At 44.7% G+C, this 21,842-nt stretch carries 19 protein-coding genes; 14 read left to right on the top strand and 5 right to left on the bottom strand.

Translation table 11 applies throughout. The annotated features are described in order from the left end of the window. Positions 1 to 99 precede the first annotated feature (99 nt). The 8 genes from AC1TPC_RS00095 (at position 100) to AC1TPC_RS00060 (ending at position 14,983) form a co-directional block, all read left to right on the top strand. Positions 100 to 5,736: an S-layer homology domain-containing protein gene (locus tag AC1TPC_RS00095; RefSeq protein ID WP_482064850.1), complete on the top strand. Its 5,637-nt coding sequence runs from the start codon at positions 100 to 102 to the stop codon at positions 5,734 to 5,736. 202 nt (positions 5,737 to 5,938) lie between these two features. Next, the gene (locus AC1TPC_RS00090; protein ID WP_482064849.1) at positions 5,939 to 6,874 is read left to right on the top strand and encodes a carbohydrate ABC transporter permease; all 936 of its coding nucleotides are present in this window, start codon (positions 5,939 to 5,941) and stop codon (positions 6,872 to 6,874) included. A 2-nt stretch (positions 6,875 to 6,876) separates the two neighbouring features. Next, a complete protein-coding gene (locus AC1TPC_RS00085) occupies positions 6,877 to 7,743 on the top strand; it encodes a carbohydrate ABC transporter permease (RefSeq protein WP_482064848.1) in 867 nt (288 codons plus the stop codon). An 84-nt stretch (positions 7,744 to 7,827) separates the two neighbouring features. Further along, positions 7,828 to 9,195, top strand: coding sequence for an ABC transporter substrate-binding protein (locus AC1TPC_RS00080; RefSeq protein WP_482064847.1), 1,368 nt, complete (start codon positions 7,828 to 7,830; stop codon positions 9,193 to 9,195). A 70-nt stretch (positions 9,196 to 9,265) separates the two neighbouring features. Then, complete coding sequence (locus tag AC1TPC_RS00075; RefSeq protein WP_482064846.1) at positions 9,266 to 11,026, top strand: sensor histidine kinase; 1,761 nt, start codon at positions 9,266 to 9,268, stop codon at positions 11,024 to 11,026. 18 nt (positions 11,027 to 11,044) lie between these two features. Continuing rightward, positions 11,045 to 12,649, top strand: coding sequence for a response regulator (locus AC1TPC_RS00070; protein WP_482064845.1), 1,605 nt, complete (start codon positions 11,045 to 11,047; stop codon positions 12,647 to 12,649). A gap of 184 nt (positions 12,650 to 12,833) precedes the next feature. Next, the gene (locus AC1TPC_RS00065; RefSeq protein WP_482064844.1) at positions 12,834 to 14,528 is read left to right on the top strand and encodes a ribonuclease J; all 1,695 of its coding nucleotides are present in this window, start codon (positions 12,834 to 12,836) and stop codon (positions 14,526 to 14,528) included. Positions 14,529 to 14,635: 107 nt separating this feature from the next. Then, positions 14,636 to 14,983, top strand: coding sequence for an AMP-dependent synthetase and ligase (locus AC1TPC_RS00060; protein WP_482064843.1), 348 nt, complete (start codon positions 14,636 to 14,638; stop codon positions 14,981 to 14,983). Between the two features lie 57 nt (positions 14,984 to 15,040). Here AC1TPC_RS00060 and AC1TPC_RS00055 read toward each other — a convergent pair whose 3' ends face one another. Next, the gene (locus AC1TPC_RS00055; RefSeq protein ID WP_482064842.1) at positions 15,041 to 15,385 is read right to left on the bottom strand and encodes a WGxxGxxG family protein; all 345 of its coding nucleotides are present in this window, start codon (positions 15,383 to 15,385) and stop codon (positions 15,041 to 15,043) included. Positions 15,386 to 15,570: 185 nt separating this feature from the next. On the opposite strand from AC1TPC_RS00055, the gene AC1TPC_RS00050 reads away from it, so the two are divergent. The 5 genes from AC1TPC_RS00050 (at position 15,571) to AC1TPC_RS00030 (ending at position 18,279) form a co-directional block, all read left to right on the top strand. Next, complete coding sequence (locus AC1TPC_RS00050) at positions 15,571 to 15,789, top strand: hypothetical protein (protein WP_482064841.1); 219 nt, start codon at positions 15,571 to 15,573, stop codon at positions 15,787 to 15,789. A 76-nt stretch (positions 15,790 to 15,865) separates the two neighbouring features. After that, on the top strand, positions 15,866 to 16,105 hold the full coding sequence (locus tag AC1TPC_RS00045) for a substrate-binding domain-containing protein (protein ID WP_482065308.1): 240 nt from the start codon (positions 15,866 to 15,868) through the stop codon (positions 16,103 to 16,105). Between the two features lie 39 nt (positions 16,106 to 16,144). After that, complete coding sequence (locus tag AC1TPC_RS00040; RefSeq protein ID WP_482064840.1) at positions 16,145 to 16,648, top strand: MgtC/SapB family protein; 504 nt, start codon at positions 16,145 to 16,147, stop codon at positions 16,646 to 16,648. A gap of 243 nt (positions 16,649 to 16,891) precedes the next feature. After that, the gene (locus tag AC1TPC_RS00035) at positions 16,892 to 17,050 is read left to right on the top strand and encodes a hypothetical protein (protein ID WP_482064839.1); all 159 of its coding nucleotides are present in this window, start codon (positions 16,892 to 16,894) and stop codon (positions 17,048 to 17,050) included. Positions 17,051 to 17,337: 287 nt separating this feature from the next. Next, positions 17,338 to 18,279 (top strand): aldo/keto reductase family protein, encoded by a 942-nt coding sequence (locus tag AC1TPC_RS00030; protein WP_482064838.1) that lies wholly within the window; start codon positions 17,338 to 17,340, stop codon positions 18,277 to 18,279. Positions 18,280 to 18,427: 148 nt separating this feature from the next. On the opposite strand, the gene AC1TPC_RS00025 is transcribed toward AC1TPC_RS00030, so the two are convergent. Then, positions 18,428 to 18,652 (bottom strand): hypothetical protein, encoded by a 225-nt coding sequence (locus tag AC1TPC_RS00025; protein ID WP_482064837.1) that lies wholly within the window; start codon positions 18,650 to 18,652, stop codon positions 18,428 to 18,430. 270 nt (positions 18,653 to 18,922) lie between these two features. Here AC1TPC_RS00025 and AC1TPC_RS00020 point away from each other — a divergent pair, with 270 nt between their 5' ends. After that, the gene (locus tag AC1TPC_RS00020) at positions 18,923 to 19,453 is read left to right on the top strand and encodes a cysteine hydrolase family protein (protein WP_482064836.1); all 531 of its coding nucleotides are present in this window, start codon (positions 18,923 to 18,925) and stop codon (positions 19,451 to 19,453) included. A 175-nt stretch (positions 19,454 to 19,628) separates the two neighbouring features. On the opposite strand, the gene AC1TPC_RS00015 is transcribed toward AC1TPC_RS00020, so the two are convergent. The 3 genes from AC1TPC_RS00015 to AC1TPC_RS00005 all read right to left on the bottom strand — a co-directional run. After that, complete coding sequence (locus AC1TPC_RS00015) at positions 19,629 to 20,711, bottom strand: LysM peptidoglycan-binding domain-containing protein (RefSeq protein ID WP_482064835.1); 1,083 nt, start codon at positions 20,709 to 20,711, stop codon at positions 19,629 to 19,631. Positions 20,712 to 20,992: 281 nt separating this feature from the next. Continuing rightward, a complete protein-coding gene (locus tag AC1TPC_RS00010; RefSeq protein ID WP_482064834.1) occupies positions 20,993 to 21,523 on the bottom strand; it encodes an SMI1/KNR4 family protein in 531 nt (176 codons plus the stop codon). Between the two features lie 84 nt (positions 21,524 to 21,607). Then, on the bottom strand, positions 21,608 to 21,842 hold a 235-nt coding region (locus AC1TPC_RS00005), incomplete at its 5' end, for a transposase domain-containing protein (RefSeq protein ID WP_482064833.1).

The raw sequence follows: 21,842 nt of genomic DNA, 5'->3' as shown, positions 1-21,842 counted from the left end.
TGTTCGAAAAGATTTTAAACAATTCGATAAAGATATTAAACTCCTTATACATGTTCATGACTCTATAATGGAGTTAATACATGAAAAGGAGGAGGTACTATGCTTCAAAAATTAATGAAAGCGATTGCAAGAGTACAGATTCTAACGATGTTATTAACTACAGCATCCATAGGAGCAGCAACAGCAGCAGCTGAGTCTAATGGTATTTCATCAACGTTCGTTGACGTTGCCAATCACTGGGCCTCTGAGGAGATTAACCGTTGGGCGCAAAAAGGCATCATCAAAGGATATAAGGATGAGACATTCAAGCCCAATGCTTCTATTTCACGATCGGAGTTTGTATCCCTGGTGAGCCGAGTTTTTGGGTATACGGATAAAGGGGAACGTGCCTATGCTGATGTTGCACCTAGCGCTTGGTATGCGGAGGATGTGTCCAAGGCTTCAACAGCTGGGATCGTATCTGGCGATGATAAGGGGAATTTCAGACCGGAAGCACCGATCAGTCGGCAAGAAGCAGCGTTGATTCTTTCCCGGGCATTCGATTTGAAAGCGAAGGATCATAGCGCATCCGATCGCTTCACCGATGCTAGCCGTATCGCAAGCTGGAGCAAGGATGCCGTTAATGCTCTGCTTGAAGGCGGCTATGTATCGGGGCGCGGAAACCATGTCTTCGATCCTCAGGCTCCTCTTACGAGAGCGGAATTTATCAAAATGATCGACAATATGGTTGGGGAGTTGAAAAATACAGCAGATACGTATACCGGCAATATCTCAACTAATCTCATGATTAACACAAAGGATGTAAATATAAAAAACATGGTCATTTCAGGCAACTTGTATATAACACAGGGTGTGGGCGACGGCAATATATCGCTCGAAAATGTGATCGTCAAAGGCCGGACCATTGTGCGTGGCGGAGGCGAGAACAGCATCATCATTAACAGCTCGACGCTGGAAGGACAGTTAATGGTTCTCAAGCAGGACGGAAAAATTCGTATTGTCCTACAGGGCGAGTCAAATGTACCGCATGTTCAGCTGAAATCCGGCGCGAAGCTGGAAGGCAGGTTTGCCAGCATATCCATAGAGGCTCCTGGCGTTACGGTATCCGTAACAGACGGCATCGTCGATAAAATCGATGTGTTGGAGAACGCAATCGGATCGAGCGTGAAATTAAAAGGAGGAAAAGTAAATCAATTAAACGTCCACACGAAGGCAGCAATTGAGCTAATGGGCGCAAAAGTCACAAATGCAAACATTCAAAAATCAGCGGCAGGCTCGACCGTGCAAATGAGTGCGGATGCATCCGTGGCAAACTTTGTAGCGGACGCGCTGGTAGAGGTAAAGGGCAATGGAACAATTGAAAACGCTGTCATCAATGCAAATGGCGTGAAGATGGAACCGAAGCCGGCTCGTGTAACGATAGCGGATGGCGTGCAATCAGATGTATCAGCATCTAAGCCATCTGGAGGCGGAACTTCAGGCGGCAATCAGCCAGTAAGCAAAACAGCAGCAGAGGTTGCTGCGTCAATAGCCGCGATCACGGCGCCAACAAAGGATGCTACAGCATTAACGCTCCCAACGGTGCCGACCGGATTTACAGTAGCGATCAAGACTTCAAGCAATGCAAACGTTATTGCTCTAAATGGAACGGTTGTGCCTCCAGCTGTACAAACGACCGTGAACCTCGTATTGGAAGTAACGAGGACATCCGATAACAGCAAGGCAAGCACAGGAAGCATTGCGGTAGTCGTACCAGCAAAGAATGATGAGCCCGCGGCTCCAACAGATATCCAATTAAAAGAGGCTGGCTTTAACTATATCAGCGATATTTCAGAAAATAGGATTCATGTTACTTCTGGCGACAGCTATATTTATACCGTTGATACGGCTGAAGGTGCAGGTCGTACCACCATGACAATCAAAACGGTGGATGAGCTGCTGAGTCAAATTACGGCAAAAACGGCTGTTCCCCAAACCTATGCGGTCAAGGATACAAATGGGCTTGCCAAGCAATTAACGGATTCGATAGCACCGGGAGATATTTTAACGGTAAGTGCAGACCAAGCTTCAAAGGATTATAACGTAAATGTCGTCAAAGGCGCGTTAAGAGGGAAAATGCAGCTAGTAAACAGCGAGATCACGGCGAATACGCAAGCTGATGTCGTGTTGAATTTTTTTGCCGGAATGAGAAGTCCATCAACAGAGGTTGTCCTGAAGGTTCCGAAGGGCATTAACGCTACCATGGACAACACAACGGTAAACGTGATTGGCAGAGGTGAAGTTAAGCTTTCCGGGCTTGCGACACAATCGATAGGCAGAGTAGGCGCGGGATACCGATTCCAGCAGGTTGGTACTGTCGCGATTGATAACAAGGAGGATGGAAGCCAGCTTATCACCTTTAAGGGCCTTGATTTAAGACCGGCAAACGGAGCGGATCTTCAAATTACGTTTAAGGATGTGACCGTCGAAGCAGGCGGCTATTTATTTGAGGCTTCCTACACGACCTCTGAGCCGGAAGTACTGACAAGTCCATGGAGTCCGGTCCTGTTAAAGGCTGTAAGTACAATTAGCGACTTCAATCGGGTTCTGGATAAGAGTCTTACTTATAAGGAGAGCATCGACACCTATACGAAGGCAAAGTTCAGCTGGAGCGCTGCTAAGAACGCCGCTTCCGTCAAGTTGATGCAATCAACGAATAAAGGGGCATCATGGACGGAAAGCGCTGCTGTCGTTGGTGCAGGAAGTGAAGAGGTAGAGGTGACAAACCTTACCCCGGACACCGAGTATTATTTTAAGCTTGTTATTGCTGGCGGCGATCATGCAGGAGATTCTAATATCGCTAAATTTTACTCGGGTAAACTGAGTGCCAAGCTGATGGGCGCAAAAGGTGATGGCACGGCTGACGACACGCAGGCGATCAATGATGCCATATTGTATTTGAACGCTTTAGGCGGAGGCACGCTGCTGTTTGAGAATGGTACATTTAATGTAAGAACCGTTCTTCTTCAAAGCAATGTATACCTTTATATCCATAAGGATGCTACCCTATCTGCATTAAAAGGCGGCGATGCTCCAGAGACTACGTATTTCTCGGATAAGGGATATCGCTCAGGCACATCCGCAACGGCGACAGGACCTTATAATGATCCTGAAAATTACTTGACCAAGCAGGATGTAGGCCATCATTATTTTAGAAACAGCATGTTCTTTGGTGAAAGACTAGACAATATCAAAATTATCGGCAATGGCAGAATTACTGGCAATGGCAATCTGGTGACCGGCGACGGGGTTATGAATAATGCTCCAAACAATCGTACAGATAAGATGGTTACCGTAAAGCTGAGTACAAACTTTGAATTCGGCGGCTTGGATAACGGGCTTGATCTCTGGTACGAAGAGACGAATTCACCTACCACTGATGAGCCGTATTATATTAAAAGCATAAACGCGGATGGCAGTAATGAGGTTAGGCAAACGGACATCAGCAATATGCTCAAAGTGGATCGGGCCGGACATTTTGCAATGCTGGCAACCGGAACAGATTATATTAATACGCATGACTTTTATTATGACAAGGGCAGCGGCGGCGGAGCAAGAGACGTGTTTGACTATATGCAAAGCAGTTATGTTACGGCCAAAAATATTTATGCCAAAGGCACCTCTGACGATATTGTAAAGCTGGGAAGCGATTCCTCACTAGGCTTCACTAGACCTGCTACTGATTTTTACGTTCGTAATATTATCGGAGATACCAACTGCAATTTATTCCAGATCGGCAGTGAAACGGTAGACGATATTAAAAATGCGTATGTCGATAATATTTACGTGCTCGCAGGAAACAAAGCCGGCTTTTCGATTTCCACCAATGACGGCGGCCATATCGAAAATATTTATTTGAATGACGGTCAGACGGGTACCATTCACCATAAGTCAGAAATGAGACGGACGCGTGCGCCATTCTTTATTTCGATCTCAAACCGTGGACGCGTGATTGGCGGTGACGCAAAACGAATGATTTTTATGGAAAATGGTGTACAGAGAGATGAACTGTTAAGCACAAATGTAAACATAGGGCGTGTAAAAAATATTTTCATCAAGGATGTCAATATTGAAGAGGTCTATCAAGGCAGTCAATACGGTGATCCATCCAAGAGATGGGTTCCGTATACCAACCAGAAAAAAGCGACACCAATTATTGCTGGCTATAAGGTTGGCGAGGGCGGACCAACGCTTCCTGACGGACGCAGTGTCGGCTATATCGAGAATTTAAATTTTGAAAATGTGGATGTTTTAGTCAAGGGCGGGAACAGCTTCGCTGATACCGAAATAACTCCCCCGGAGCTCGGCGTAGGCAAATATAACGTAAATGACATTGGCGAACAACCATCCTACGGCTTCTGGGCAAGACATGTAGATGGACTGACGTTTAAAAATGTCACAACAAGATTCGAGAATAATGATGACCGCTATGCAATCGTGCTGGATGATGTGAAAAATGCAACCATTGATCAGATGAAAATGGTCAGCGGGACTGGCAACCCTAATGTCATACAGTTATTAAATGCGAGCAATATTAGCGTTACGAATTCATCTTACTACAAGAATACTTGGAATAATGAGCTTACTCCTCTCGCTGACTTGAACAATGTAACAGTGACTGGAAAAGAGACTTATCCGAATAACTGGGTACAGAATCTGCAGAACACGTCCATTCAATTGAAACGGGCCGGACACCTGAATCTAACGAATGTAGACCTTGCTGCCAACTCGATTACAGCAGTAATGGGAGCGACTGTGCCAGATGTCATTAGTCAATTAGAATCAACGGATGGGACGATACAGACGTACTCGGTCACCGATTCGTTAAACGCTGAGAAAAATTCGGGAATCGTTGTGACAGGAGACATACTCGTCGTAACCGCCCAGGATGGAACGACGAAGAAAAGCTACAGCATCATTGTTCCTGCAGAGATCGTCGTTGAAGGTGAGCTAAGTTCCGTTACGAAGAGTATCCCTACTATTACGATTTCAACCTCATCCACCAATGGAATCGCTTATCTCCAAACGAATGCTGTTCCAGTCGGAGAGTGGATTGAATTCAGCATTGCCGTTCCGGAGGCGGGTACCTATGACGTATCGTATCGTTATAAGACCAATACGGCGGGAAGGGCTACTGTTCAGTCCTATGTCAATGGGGAGATGAAGGGTCTGCCGGTCAACCAAAATAATACAACAGCCAATTCGTTTATTTCGGTCGATCTAGGTCCGTCCACATTCACGGCAGCAGGCAGCTATCCGGTGAGATTCGCTGCCGTTAACGCGGGCTCGATCGTGATCGACCACATTAAGTTTGTGAAAGCAGCCTCTTTGAAGCTATCAAGCAACGCGAATATTCAATTGAAAGCAGAGGGACATCCGAATTTAACGACGCTCGACCCTGCAGAGCTTACAATTGGAGCAGTGAGCGGCACTACCGCTGATCAGCTATTTGTGCAAGTAAGCTCTACAGACGGATCGACACAAACGTATTCCGTCACGGATTCTGTCTATGCTGCAAAGCTTTCGGGCGAGCTTGTCACAGGCGATCATTTGCTAGTAACGGCAGCCGATGGTGCTGTTCAGGTCACGTATACGATCCATGTCGCACCGGCAGCTGGCATCGCTTCAGCTCCGACAGCCGCCAAATTATCTCCGCCAATCATTACAGGGGATGAACCGAAGCAGATTGAAGACTGACAACACAAAATGGCGGGGCAGGAATCGTTCCTGTCCCGCTATTTTTAGGTGAAAAGCACTTTCTACAGCAAGCAACTAGTAAAGATCTTAAACATTCCGATAAAGATATTTGATTCTCCGTCCTGTATATTTCCTCTACAATAAAGACATGAAAGCGGATTCAGTTGATGCCGTTTAGACGACTTAGAGTGGAGGAGACCGAGTGAATACTAATCATTCAACTGTTGTAAACCGAAAGATCGCCAGAAAACAGAAGCCGCGCATCCACTGGCTGCCTTACCTATTAATTGCCCCAGCGATTGTTCTCATTATCGTCTTCCTGTTCTATCCGGTCGGGAATGTGTTTTATTACAGCTTGCAACAGTTCAATCCGGCGAAAGCATACGAGAATGGCTTTGTTGGGTTCGACAATTTCAAGACGATCTTCACAGCTGACGAATTGTTTCTATCCACATTGTGGGTATCGGCTAAATGGGTGTTCATAGGTGTTGCTCTCCAGCTCGTATGCGGACTCGGAATTGCGCTTATGCTGAATCAAGCATTTAAATTTCGCGGTGTATTCAGATCGGCTGCGATTTTGCCATGGGCCATTTCAGGAGTTGTTACATCCACCTTATGGCAAATTTTATTTAATGAGCAAATAGGGCCGATCAATGACCTGTTTTTGAAATTAGGGTTTATCGATCATAAGATCGCATGGCTTTCCGAAATACACACCGCATTTCCAGCTATCGTTACCGCTGAATTATGGAGGGGAATCCCTTTCTTCACCATCGCGCTGCTCGCTGGCTTGCAGACCATCCCGACTGATTTGTATGAATCAGCAGATGTAGATGGAGCGGGGAAATGGAAATCCTTCATCCATATTACGCTCCCGTTCTTGAAGACGACCATCATATTAACGACTCTGCTGCGGGCTGTCTGGGAGTTCAACAACGTAGATCTCATATTTGTAATGACGAATGGGACAGGCGGACCGATTGATTTAACGACCACACTCCCGATGTACATCGTTAAGCAAGCGATTATCGCGCAAGAATTTGGTTACGGCTCTGCACTTACCGTAATTGGCTTTACGATCCTGCTGCTGTTTGCCATCTTCTACTTGAAACTAAGCGGTTACGGAAAGGAAGAGTAAGCATGAGAAACACGCAAACCTTGAAAGCTGCTTCATTTATTCCCAAGCTGGCGGAAAGAACATTTCTGTTGTATCTACCGATGCTGCTTGCGATGTTGTTCACATTACTCCCGTTATTTTGGGCGCTTGTCACCGCGTTTAAGAGGGAGAGCGACATCACTAAGCTTCCGATCAAATATTGGCCGCTGCCAGCGACATTTGAGAATTTCCGGATTGCATGGACTAACGTAGGCTTCTCCAAATATTTCGTCAACAGCTTAATCGTTGCGAGCTTGACCGTACTCATCGTGCTGGTTTGCTCGATTCTCGTAGGGTACGCGATCAGTCGATTCAGGTTCCGCGGCAAAAAGCTCTTTATGCTGCTGCTGTTATGCACGCAGTTCATTCCAGGGGCTATGCTCCTTATTCCGATGTTTGAGATTTTTAGATCGCTGCATCTCACAAGCAATTTGCTCGCATTAGTCATCATTAACAGCACGTTCCAGCTTCCTTTCAACGCGATATTGATGAGCGGTTTTATTACGAACATACCCGAGCAGCTTGAAGAGGCGGCCATGGTGGATGGCTGCAGTCGGTTGAAATCTGTTTTCCTCGTCATATTCCCTATCCTGGTGCCAGGTATCGTGGCGACAATGGTCTATACGTTTATCGGATCATGGAATGAATTTTTGTTCGCACTCATGCTGATCAGCAAAAAAGCGCTCTTCACGCTGCCTGTCGGACTGCGGTACATGCAGGGCGAATACGACATCCAATACGGCGCATTGGCTGCTGGAAGCGTTATTGCTTTGCTGCCGGCAGCAGTCTTGTTCGCTTACGTTCAAAAGTTTTTGGTACAGGGCATGAGCGCGGGAGCTGTGAAGGGTTAATTGATTATTACTAATTTATTCTTTTCTGGTACTTATCTGAAAAGGAAATTAGCATAAATGAATCGAATAAGAGGAGATGTGTATATGTACAAAAAGGGACTCACACAGTTGATGGTAATAGGAACAGCATTAGCGTTAATGGTATCAGGATGCAGCAATGGCGGAAACGGGACGAATAAGGAGACGCCAGCGGCAAATCAAGCCTCTGAGCCGCCATCCCAAACGAGCGAACCGTCGGAAAAAGTGAAGCTTACCTTCTGGGACGAAAATCCTGGGCCCAATCGAACTCCTTTTTATGAAGAGCTTATAGTACGATTTAACAAACAGCACCCGAACATCGAAGTGGAATATACGGGTATCCCGGCAAGCGGCGCCAAGCAAAAGTATGACGTTGCGATTGCGACCAATGACACGCCTGATGTAGCGGGCATCAACATGGTTTGGTTATCTGATTTTGTGGCGAAGGGAGCAGTTCACGAACTTGATCCTTACTTCAATGATTGGAGCGATAAGGACAAAATTGCTTCAAATATGGTGGAGTTCGACCGGGGGTTAACCGCAGACAATAAGCTTTATTATCTTCCGCATACGATGTTTCTAGATATTCTTTGGTACCGGACGGATTGGATAAAGGACGCTGGATTGAAAGCGCCTACAACCTGGGATGATTTCTTCACTAATATCGACAAGCAAACCGACATCGCAAACAACCGTTATGGCTTTAGCATTCGCGGAGGCTCGGGAAGCATTAATCAGCTTACCTCGATGATGTATGCCTATTCCGGCATAACGGAATATTTCACGCCTGACGGCAAAGCGACGGTTAGAGATCCGAAAATCGCTGAATTTTTAAATAAGTATGTCGTGCTCTATAAGAAAAATACACCCGTAAGCGACGTTACGAACAGCAACAAAGAAATGAATGCAACGTTCGATACAGGTACTTCGGCCATGATTCAGCATAATTTCGGTTCATACAATGACCATGTTAAAAACCTGGGCAACGACAAATTCGCAGGCGTTATACCGCCTAAAGCAGCAAATGGCAAAAGAGTCGTCGTTCCGGTTGCAAACGGGTTGGTGATTTTCAAAAATACCAAGCACCCCAAGGAAGCATGGACGTTTCTAAGCTACTTGATGAATGCCGAAAGCCAAACGTACTGGAATGAAAGCATTGGCCAAATGCCGACTAACACCGTTGCACTCGAGAGCGATTACGTAAAGAGCACGCAGCATATTTTGCAAGGCGCAGAGGTGTTGGCGGATCAGAATACGGTTACGTTAAAGCTGCCTTTCCATCTGCCGGATTACACGAAGATTACGACGCAGCAGCTTGAGCCTGATTTCCAAAAGGTGCTTACCGGCAAAATGAGCGTCGAAGACTTTGTTAACGGCTGGGCTGATTCAATGGAGAAAGCGAAAGCGGACTATGATGCGGCAATGAAAAAATAGAGTATTCATCGCATTTGGGGTGAGCGTTCATTCGCTCCCCCTGAATGTTTTTATTTGTAGGGGGAGTACTGTGCCGATATTTCGTTCATTAAAATCAACGATTATTTGGTTGTTTATCCCGATTATCATCGTATTTGTACTGGCAACAGGAACGATCTCTTTTTATCTAGCCTCGCAACAGCTGAAAGAGAATGCATCGACCAATTTGAACGATACGATTGCTCAAACCAAAAGCTTATTAAGCGAAAAATTAACGGCGTTTATTGCGGAGCTAATAGGCTTGGAAAATAAATCGGAATGGATTTCCATTATGAACCGGACCGATAATCCGAATGTAGCTTTAGAGCCCGAGGACTATATTTTTATCAATAAAGCTTTGGATACTTATTTTGAACGATATTCGATGCTGGACTCCGTGTTGTTTTATTACAATGAAGGGCGAGCATCAATGTACAAAAAGGACTCGATGAGCTCAACCGTTGAAGTTTCCTTAGAGGAATATAGTCGCAAATTAGACAGCGAGCGCCTCTCCGTCATTAAATGGCTGAATATCCATGATGAAGTTAATTTAGCTGCACCGCAGGTGATCAGTGTTTACCGCATGTTCGGAAAAAACAAATCGCATACAAAGGGCATTTTCATGATGAATTTGAAAAGCCGTTTTTTTAGCGATTTATTGAATAATGCAAAGATCAGTACCAATGGTTATTTATGCCTCGTAAGCGATGACGGGGTTATGCGATTTAAAAATGTCGAGCATCGATACGAAATGGATGAAGCGGATCTTCAGAGGGTGCTGATGGCAACGGATCAGTCTTCCGGGCAAATCAATATGACGAATAAATTCGGAGAGAACATGCTGATCGTTTACGATACGCTAAGCCTGAATAAATGGAAGGTTGCTGCCATCGTACCGGAAGGCGAATTGTTCAATAAAGTGAATTCCATTGGTCTTGTGATCGTTGCGGTGATGCTTCTGGTCATTGTCTTTGCCATACTTCTCTCCAATATCGTAGCTCATATCATTACGAAGCCTCTCATGAAGCTGACCCAAACGGTAAATCGCATCGAGGATGGGAATCTGTCAATGAGGTACAAGGCGAACCCGACCAATGAAATCGGCGTTCTGAGCAGAGGAATCCAGGATATGATGCTCCGCATTGCTAATTTGTTAAATGAAGTGAAGGAAGAACAGGAGAAAAAGAGAGCAGCGGAGCTGGCTGTTTTGCACTCGCAGATTAAACCTCATTTTCTGTACAACACGTTATTCTCGATTAAACAGCTTTGCGAGATGGAAGAAAACAAAGAAGCTGCAGAAATGGTGACGGCGTTGTCCAACTTTTATCGAATTAGCATTAATAAAGGAAACGAAATCATTCCCCTCTCTCAAGAGATCGAACATATCCGAAATTATTTGTACATCCAGCAGATGCGCTATCGCGAGGATTTTATTTATGAAATCGAGCTTGACCCGGATATTTTGCAATGCAATATCGTAAAGCTGACTTTACAGCCTCTAGTTGAAAATGCGATCTATCATGGCATGAAGCAAAAACGCGGACAAGGCTTGATCCGCATATGGGGACAATTAACGAACCAAGAGGTGCGGCTGTATGTAGAGGATAACGGACTTGGAATGCCGGCAGAAGCGGTAGAGGCGATCAACCAAAGCTTGCGGGAGGACGAGGATCAAGGAGCTGCTATTGGGTTTGGCATTCGTACCGTAAATAAGCGTCTGCAGCTAAACTATGGGACGATGTATGGTCTTCAATATGCATGTAAGAGTGGCGGCGGAATAATCGCAACGATAAATATCCCATTTTACGGATGACGAGAAGGGGGACGATTGATGATGAAGGTTGTCATTGTAGATGACGACAGCATTATTCTCAAAGGGTTATCGCGAACCGTACCATGGGAACAGAATGGGTTTACACTGGTAGGCTCGGCTAGAGATGGTGAAGAAGCGTTGACCCTGATTGCAGAAACGCGGCCAAATCTGATATTAACAGACATCCGAATGCCTTTTATGGATGGCTTTCAATTGACGGAGGCTGTGAAAGAGCAGTTCCCGGAGATAAAAATTATTATGCTGACGAGCTTTGATGAGTTTGAGCTGGCGCATCGGGCGCTGAAATTGAAGGTTTTTGATTATTTATTGAAGCCTGTCGATACGCAGCTACTCTTGGAAACGGCAAAGCGGGCGCTTGCGGAGCTAGCGTATGAGAATGAAATGAAGCGCAAGGTTTTGGAAGGCATGCCGCTCCTGAGACAACGGTTTTTGGAGAGATTAATCAAGGAGAACTTATCCGAGGAAGAGATTCGTTCACACAGCGAGTTTCTTCATTTCAAGCTGTCGAGGTCAAAGTATGTTGTCATTATTTTAACGGCAGACGATTACAGCTACCCCGATTATCAGAACCGCTTTGGCAAAGAAATGCTGAAATACTGCATATTGAACGTTGCCGAGGAAACGATGCTGAATAATTATGAGGGCGTCGTTTTCGAATCGGAAAATGATGAGATTGTCATCATCTATAATGCGGATGGCGAGCAGGATTTGATTGAGCAGACGACACTGCATATAGCGGAGACGATTCGAGTCAACGTTGAAAAATATTTGAAAACGACCGTAACCGTTGGAATCGGCTTTATTTATAACCATCTTGGCGACGTTTCCCTATCGTATCGCGACGCAAAGGCCGCTATTGAATTCCGTCATATCATTGGAACAAACAGAGTGTTAACCGTCGGGGATACCGGACTTCCTCCAACGAGCTCGACAGAAATTATTTTAAACGGATTAGAGAACGAATTTGTAATGAAAGTAAAGCTGGGGCTGGAAAAAGAAGCATATGCGATACTGGACACGATCGAGCAAAGGGTGCTTGAAATGAAATTCGTGTCGCTTACGCAAGTCCGTCTGATCGGCATTGGCATCAGCCTGCTTCTATTTAAGGAGCTGGAAGAAATAGCGATACGAAATGTGAAGTTTAAAGAAAATGTAGAAAGCGTCTATTCCTATTACAATGTATTGGAAAGGTTTCAGACGGTGCAGGAAATTTTTGAATCGATCCGTCTTTTGACGGGGAACTTCCTGGACATTGCGAATCGTCAGCGCGAGATTCAAACCAAAAGCATGGTGCATTTGGCCATCGAGTATATTGAGAGCAACTATGCCACGGAAGGGCTGTCGCTGCAAGAGGTCGCCCGATATGTACATATCAGTCCTACCTATCTCAGTATTTTGTTTAAGAAGGAGAAGTTGATTACGTTCAGCGACTTTCTGCTTCAAACAAGGATGAGATCGGCAACGGAATTGCTTCGAATAAATGGTCTGAAATCCTACGAAGTCGCAGAGCAGGTCGGCTACAGCAACCCGCAATATTTTAGCCAATGCTTCAAGAAGTATACGGGATTCTCGCCATCGGAGTATAAGAATAGCGCTCTTTGATGATGCATGCCATGTTCCTGGTCATCAAGGAAATAACAAAGCCGGTGAGATTATGTCTCGACCGGTTTTTTTCTATGGATTTGAGCTAGTGGATTTCAGTGAAATGAATAAATGGGACTAGTCTTTACAATAATACTTGTTGAATGTTGGAAAGAATAACAAACGGTAGATGGGAGGAATGATTATGAAGCAGAAAGAGATAAATGAGGAAATAACGGAGAGCAAGCTGTCCATCTTCTCTCTCGGCGGCGTGTACGAAATTGGGAAAAATATGTATGTCGTACAATATGCAGATGATATCGTCGTCATTGATTGCGGATCTAAATTTCCGGATGAGAGCTTATTGGGTATCGATCTGATTATCCCTGACATCTCTTATTTGTTAGAGAATAAGGACAAGGTTCGAGCCTTGGTGATCACTCATGGGCATGAGGATCATATCGGCGGCATTCCGTACATTTTGAAACAAATGAATATGCCTGTTTATGGAACAGCGTTGTCCCTTGGTTTAATTAAAGGGAAGCTGAGGGAGAATCGGCTCAAAGGGATCGTTCAGCACGAAATCCACTCTGAATCTTTAGTCGAGCTAGGCAGTCTGAAGCTGTCTTTCTTTCGGACCAATCACAGCATACCGGACTGTCTTGGTGTCGTCATTGAAACGCCCGAAGGCAAGGTTGTGCATACCGGAGATTTTAAATTCGATCTTTCCCCGGTCAACCAACAGTTTCCGGATATTCACAAAATGGCTCATATCGGTGAAAGCGGTGTTTTGGCGTTACTATCCGAGAGTACAAATGCGGAACGGCCTGGATTCACGCCATCAGAGCTTGTCGTAGGTGAACGCATTGAAGAGGCTTTCCAGAAAGCAGAAAACAGAGTGTTCTTATCTACCTTTGCCTCCAATGTGAACCGTGTGCAGCAGGTCGTTGATGCTGCCAAAAAAACAAATCGAAAGCTTCTATTGCTTGGTCGAAGCATGGTAAACGTCGTATCGGTTGCATTGGAGCTTGATTATTTACGGGTGCCGGAAGGTATGTTAATTGAAGCAAAAGAAGCGAATGAGCTGCCTAGAGAAAGGCTGGCTGTGTTATGTACGGGCAGCCAAGGGGAGCCTATGGCCGCTTTATCAAGGCTGGCAAGCTCAACCTATCCGCATATCGAAATATTAGCGGGGGATACGGTTATTTTTGCCTCTTCGCCGATCCCCGGAAATGAAAGAAACGTATCAAGCACATTGAACCATCTCTATATGCTGGGCGCGCATGTCATTCATGGATCGGGCACTTCAACCGGCATGCATGTTTCAGGACACGGCAGCCAAGAAGAGCTGAAGCTTATGCTAACCCTTATGAAGCCGAAATATTTTATTCCGATTCATGGGGAATATCGGATGCTGTACCAGCACCGGCTTCTGGCGGAGTCCGTTGGTGTAGAGAGAGAAAATATTTTCATTATGAATATCGGTGATGTGCTCGATATTAAAGATCAAACGGCTCGCCAAACACGTAAAGTTGCAGCAGGCAACACCCTTGTTGACGGATTGGGAATTGGTGATGTTGGAAACGTAGTCCTGCGTGACCGCAAGCACCTTGCAGAAGATGGCATTCTCGTTGTGGTTATTACCCTTAGCCGCATGGAGGGCTCCTTATTATCTGGGCCAGATATCATTTCACGCGGTTTTGTTTATGTAAGGGAGTCCGAGGCATTGCTGAAGGAGGTCAGCCAATTAGTTATAAAGACCGTAAAAGATCTACAGGAAAATGGAAATGACGGTAAGTGGTCCATCTTGAAGCACAATTTGAAGGAGTCCATTAGCAGGTATGTATACGCTCAGACGAAGAGAAGACCAATGATTCTTCCGGTTATTATTGAAGTATGACTGTGCACGGAAAAAAATAATGAAAATGAAGCATATGCAACGCATAATATTCGCCAGAATTAAACATAATACGGTAGTTGCCAAATAAACGTACAGGAGGAAATACCATGAATCAGCTTCAACCTAACAATCAAATTTCCGAGCAGCTAGCGCATGCAGAACAGATGATACAACAATTGATCCAGCAGACTAACCAGGCGTCAGCTCAGTACCAGCAATTATTAAAGCAGGAGCAAAACAATGCCGTACTGCTTGAGCAAATTGCTCAACGCGAGCAGCAAGCCGCACATATTATTCAAACCGCTTTGCAAGGTCACCAAACGGCTATCCAACAGCTTAATCAAATTTCAAGCATTTGCAAACAGATTGCAAATGCTTCGTTCCAGCAAGCTCCAATGGCGTTTATGAATACGAACAATCAATCAACTGGTTTTTCGAACTATACATCGCATTAAGATGCATTAGCACCCCCTCTGCAATTAAGCGGAGGGGGTGCAATTTAATTACCGTATTTAAGCGCGGTCACGTTCACGATCGTTTGCGCGGTTTCTCATGCCAGCCAGCCCCAATAAACCTAGAAGACCAAGCCAACCCCAATCAAAGCCATCATCGTCTGTAGCAGCATTTGTTCTATAGTTGTTTGCGTTCATTGGTGTTCCGTTATAATTGGTTTGTCCGATCCGGTCAAAATCGGTTCCTAATGCACGATTGGTATCGTTAATGCCACGGTTGACATCATGACGCATCTCCGTACCAGGCGTATTGTTGTTAGCACTCATGGTTTCAGCAGAAGCCGGAATTGCGGAGAACATCATTAAACAGCCGATAAATCCAATCATTAATAAAAACTTCTTCATTTGCTTATCCCACCTCATTTGTTTTTTATAGTACTGGTTTATATTCTGCAATGAGGCTTACAACTATACTCGAGCAACTGGGATAAGCTTTAGGGAATTATTAGAACAGAAACTGAAATTGCCGCTAGGCCTACGCTATTCCACGTTGGTTTGCTTCCGCAGATCGGATGGAGGGATACCGAAATATGCTGAAAATTGCTTCGAAAAATAATGATTGCTGGAGTAACCCAATTTTAAACGAGGACCTTCATGAAGTTTCAACCGTAAATAACGACAATGACAAAATTATTCGCGACATATGCAATTATTTAGTTGGTCTCGGCCGTCGCGACATCATGTTTCTTAATGCAGGACAGCAGATGACCGTCTCCATCGAAAGAACGGAGGCTTATATAAAAGCATAAAATGAGCATCAAATTGCGTTTCGTCCGCATATGATTCATTAGATGATGATCGAACCGCATTTAGCGCGATGATGCGATCAAGGATCTAGGCTATAGCGTTCCGGAGGATATTTCATTGTTCGTAATCTGCGGAGATCTCTCGATGATGCATCAAGTTACGCCATCGTTGACGGGCATGGATTTGCAGCCTGCGGAGCTTGGTGTACAATTCCTTAGGCTGCTGATGCACAAGCTGGGCGTACTGGACGGCGAGTATGACGATCATTGGATCGTGAACAGCACGATCGTAGAAAGAAGCTCTTGTTCATTGATATGAAACAAGATGCCATAATTAAAAAACTAAGTGAGGCAAGCTATGACAGATCTAATTGCATTTTTTTCTTCTTTTTTCACGGAATATGAAATTTATTTCCGTATTTTTATTAGCGCATTCTTAGGGCTGCTTATCGGATTTGACAGAACCCATAAGAATAAACCGGCAGGCGTGAAAACCTATACATTCGTTACGGTTGCATCAGCGCTGATTACCATTGTTTCCATTGAAAGCGTTGTGGTCTACGGGCATATGCATGAGAGAACGATGATGGATCCGATGCGTCTGGCTGCGCAGATTGTGTCCGGGCTAGGCTTTCTTGGAGCCGGGCTCATTATGAAAACCGGCTTCGAAGTAAAAGGATTGACTTCAGCGGCGATGATATTATTCGCGGGAGGCGTAGGCATCGGAATAGGAGCCGGCTTCTATGGCATTGTCATATTCACGATCATTACGGCCTTTTTGTTTATCCGTGTCGGCGGCTGGATCGAGAAGCGGGAGCATGACAAGCTGCTGGTGAAAGAGGATAAGGATTTATCCGCGTGAATTAAATACGATTACGATTAAGACGCCGGGAGAAATGTTCGGCGTTTTTTAGTGCGCTGGGTTTGGACGCCTTAATGAAGTTCGACGGAATGCAAAAGGTGGCTTTTCTTAAATATATATGTTTTTGGGATACAAACGAGATGACCAAATGATAAGTTATCTAAAATAGTAGAGAGAAAGAAGCACAAATCCTGCATGTTCATAATATATTGAACTAAGAATAGCGTTGGGAGGTACTATAAAATGCCTAGTATTCTAGTTCAAATCGCTTTTTTAATTATTTTTGTATGGTCGATCATCATGTTGGTTCAAGATTTAAAGGTATCCCGAAAGATGTGGATGAATGTTTTTCTTCATGCTTCTGTTGCTGTTGTATCGCTTCATTTTCTTCTAGTATTCTAAAATAGGGATCCAATAGAGAGCAAGACGATGTATATGGGATAATATATTAAAACGTAACGAGAAGCATGCAGTGTTGCTATTAAGCAGCCGCTGCATGCTTTATTGTCTATCGAAGCCAACGATAAAAATAGCCTAATAGAGTAGTTACTTCATGTATAGTATGTATAGGTTATATAATTTAGTGACTTTTTTTTCACTACTTACATGTTCAAACAAACTTCTCTAGAATAGAATTGCAAGCGTTACTTTCCATTGCGATTACACTATTCTTAAGGAGATGAGTTGAGATGCAATTTCGTCATTTAGGAAAAAGCGGATTGAAGGTTAGCGAGATCAGTCTTGGAAGCTGGTTGACATACGGAGGATACGTAGAACGCGAAAACGCGGTGAAAGCGATACAGACAGCCTATGGGCTGGGCATTAACTTTTACGATACGGCGAATGTGTACGAGAGAGGCGAGGCTGAGAAGCTGATGGGTGAGGCGCTTCGGGCCTTTCCGCGTGAATCCTACGTGCTTGCGACCAAGGTGTTCGGCCAGATGGGCGACGGTCCCAATGACCGCGGCTTGTCCCGCAAGCATATTATGGAGCAGTGCCATGCCAGCCTGAAGCGGCTTGGCGCAGATTATGTGGATCTGTATTATTGTCACCGTCATGACAAGGGCACGCCGATGGAAGAGACGCTGCGGGCGCTCGATGATCTGGTGCGTCAAGGCAAGGTGCTGTATGTAGGCGTCAGCGAATGGACAACCGCCCAAATGGTGGAGGCGCATGCGATCGCGGATCGTTATTTATTGGACCGCATCGTAGTAAACCAACCAATCTATAATATGTTTAACCGTTATATCGAGAAGGAAGTCATTCCGTACGGGGAGCGAGGCGGCATCGGACAAGTCGTGTTTTCGCCGCTTGCTCAAGGTTTGCTGACTGGGAAGTACAGCTCGGTGAACGAGGTTCCTGCGGATAGCCGCGCCGCGAAGCTCGATGGCATGCGGAAAAATGTGACCGAGGAGAAAATTAATAAAGTGCGCGAGCTGGGCAAAGTGGCATCCGAGCTTGAGCTGACGGTTGGCCAATTGGCGCTTTCCTGGATTTTGCGGCAGCCGAATGTGTCGAGCGCACTGGTCGGTGCGAGCCGCCCCGAGCAGATAGAGGAGAACGCGAAGGCGTCCGGTATCGTGCTGAGCGCGGATGTAATCGAGCGGATCGAACATATTTTAGAATCGTAAAAGCAGGAGGAGTGTGGAGTGAGGAGCAGTTGCTGCGGCAGCTGCTCCTTTTCTTTTTATAAGCTAATTGAGAACGAGATCACAGAAATATTAGGTTTGATAGCCGGCGAGATTGGAAACCTATCTATCTATTAGCAGGCGCAGCACCTTAGTAGACGAACTGCAAACTGCTCGCAGCTTGTACAATCTTGTTTGTGATGGTGTCAAAGGCATCCGTTTTGACTCCATCAGATAGGTTTAACGAATTTATTTGCTTGATCGACTCTTTCCCCGCATTCATCAAGTCCAGAAGCAGCTGCGTTTGCTCTTTGTGCGTTGTCGCTGCGTTAAGCTTACTTTGTATGATAAACAGCTTGCCTTCAAAAGCATTCATAATGCTCTTGAATATCACCGCTTGGTCTTTGGGAGCGACTATGGTCACTTCTTTTTGGAAAATAACTTTATTCGATTCATTGGATGGGTAGACGATTGATGCTTTTTGTCTACAGTAAGTTTGAATGACATGTGCTCAGATTGAGGGTGTACGCGTGGATAAACAGTATCGTATATGAAAACACCAGAAGCTGATCAAACGTTGTTAAAGAACGTGTGTTCGCATATAATGAAGAGGATTCTATTATAATCATGGGGTGAGGTCTACATAATGAATGATACTGCTTTGCTAATCATTGATGTTCAAAACGGCATGTTTCAGGAAACAGACCCAGTATACGACGGTAATGGATTGCTTGAGCGCATACGCGGACTTATCAAAAAAGCTAGAGCATATGATACTCCCATTATTTATGTCCAACATAATGAAGGTGAAGGCGAGCCTTTGGAGACCAATAGTCCAGGCTGGAACATACACCCCATGATAGCTCCTGCTAAGGGTGACACTATTATTCAAAAGCATACGCCAGACTCGTTCAACGAAACGAATCTCCATACGGAGCTGGTGAAGCAAGGAATTAGTAAAGTTGTTATGGCGGGACTTCAAACCGATATGTGTATCGATGCAACATGCCAAAGAGCCAGCGAATTAGGCTATCATGTGACAGTGGTCCAAGACTGTCATAGTACTTGGGGCCAAGGCGATCAAAGCGCGACACAAATTATAGCGAACTACAACGATGAGTTTCGGTCTTTCGCGGACTGCTATGAATCGTCGTATATTGTATTTTGCTCCGAATAAAAAAAAATCGCCCATTCGTCGGCTATACCGGAGAATGGGCGATTTTCATTTCTCAAAGTCAAATTCTAAGAAAACATCTCCGATGACTGCTGCTGACCCGAGTTTTTCAGGCGGCGAAATGCACTGGGAGAATCGATTGAGCGTTTGCAATATTCCCCACCTCATAGTCTATTGATTATGACTTAGGAATTTTCAGTACGGTACCAGCTTTTACCTGATCAATATCGACGATATGATTGTAGTCCGCAATGAACATGGCGTGTTTGGTCGTGCCGTAGTAGGTTTTGGAGATGCTGTAGAGCGTCTCGCCTTTCTGCACGGTATGCTCCGTAGCTTCAAATTCTGTCGAGTTGTCCCCGGAGCCGATGTTTTTGCTTGGCGTGTAGTTTTTAAGAGAAGGGATGACAAGGTTAGTGCCGGCCTTCAGTCCTTCGTTTTTGTCCAGTTTATTTTCACTCGCAATGTAATCCACATACTCTGCTGATTTATAAAACATTCTGGAAATACCGGAGAGGGTATCACCAGCTTGAATTAAATAGGTTGCCGGCAGTGTAATCTTAGAATAGTCTTTGGTGTTCTGAGGCTTGCCGCTTGATGAATCGGTCCCTGAGGTCAACGCAGGAATCGTAAGCGTGTCGCCAGCTTTCATATCGTTAATAAAAAAAATGTGGTTATGCTCTGCAAGCAGCGCGTACTGGTCCTTGGTTTGATAAAATTTTTCTGATATCGATCTCAAGGTATCGCCTTTTTGGACCACATAGGTTGTAGGCAGTTTTACGGCCTGGCTTCTATCTTTTGGCTCGTTGTTGCTCTCCTTCTGGCCTTGGCTCGGCTCATCCGACTGCTTCGGTACGGTTGTTTCCGCTTCGTCTTTGTTTTTCACCGGTGTTTCGGTTGCTGTAGGCTCTGGGATTTTCGTGTTCTCCTCAGTAACCTCTTTAGGCTCTTGCGTTACTTCAGTGTCGACTGTACCGGCAGGTACTGGCTCATCGGCTATTGATTCATTTCCGTTTTGTCCGTAATTTGACGAATCAGAGCTAGGGGCATCGCTATTCCCAGACTGATTATTGGTTTCAGTTTGCTCAGCAGTCGCTGTTTGAAGATTGGTATCGACTATATTCGTATATTTGCTGTACAGTATTCCGCAGATGGCTACGAGAATGATGACGACTGCTAGATAAAGTGATAACGTTGCTTTCTTAAATGATGCCAAGCTTCCCTTTGAACGTTTGTTGCTTCGTGTAGTTTTGTTTTCCAATTCGTAATCTTCTCCCTTTACCTCAACATATTCCTATTCTATCCGACTTGTCGAAACCTGTGGAATGGGACTAAACAGCCATTTTTCACGTACAAGTTGGAAGTATATGCGCAGGGATTGAATATCGATTTGATTAACGGCAGTCAGTTGGTGGAGCTGTGGAGAGCATCTGGAGAGGAAGTATGAATGGGTTATAGAACGAAATATAGTACCACAATTATAGGGGTTGGATAGGCTGGACTGGTAAGAAATTAGAATGTGTAGCTGTAATAAAGAGTAAGTCATAAACACAATCTATAAAAATTCTCAGCGGAGTAATAGTGCCATTCCCAAAAATGTTCACCTGAAGCTTGAATAAACCGTAAGAACCAAATTTCAAAATTTAAATTCAATTTTTGTTTTTCATTGAGTGACCAATAAAGATAATTAGTCTTACGGTCATTCACATCAGCCTCTTTAGAATTAATGAAAAGCATTTCTCCATCTAAATAACCAACTGGATACCATCCTTGTGGTAAAGCCTCTTCTAGCCTGTCCATTATTTCTTTTATTTCAGTCAGGCTTAAAAGAAGAAATCCTCCACCGTACATACTAAACAATGTTGCTCCATTATGGATTATTAAAAACTCCCTGTAATCTGGCGGTAAAATAACATGATAAGAATCAATGAAGCTTTGAATGTCCTCCTCAATGGCTGAAGGATTAAACAAAAACTTTACGTAAACAGAATCACCTGAGGAATTTTGAACCGTTATTTCATTGTTGACCATTCTACTTTTCAAGCCAGTAAGTGTACTTTGTAATACGCTCATAATTTCTCCCCCAAAAATATGATAAAAGAGTAAGCGTCAAATAGCCCCCACCTTGTCATCAGATGAGAGCTAAGATAAGCTGGATTAAGATTTAAACACGTGGCAAGTCAGCGGTAGCGATGTTGACCAAGGCAACAGCTTGTCTAGCGTTTCCGGATTTTTCGGATCTGGGAGCTGCGGGAGTTGCTCAAACAAATACATCAGATATTTGAACGGATTCAGCCCATTTTCTTTCGCCGTTTCCATCATGCTATAGATGATACTACTTGCTTTTGCGCCGCGAGGCGTATTGGCAAACAGCCAGTTCTTTCTACCAATT

Source organism: Paenibacillus sp. Y280 (assembly GCF_056786335.1).
Note: the sequence above shows the minus strand (reverse complement) of the source record. Positions and strands in the feature narration are given on the sequence as shown.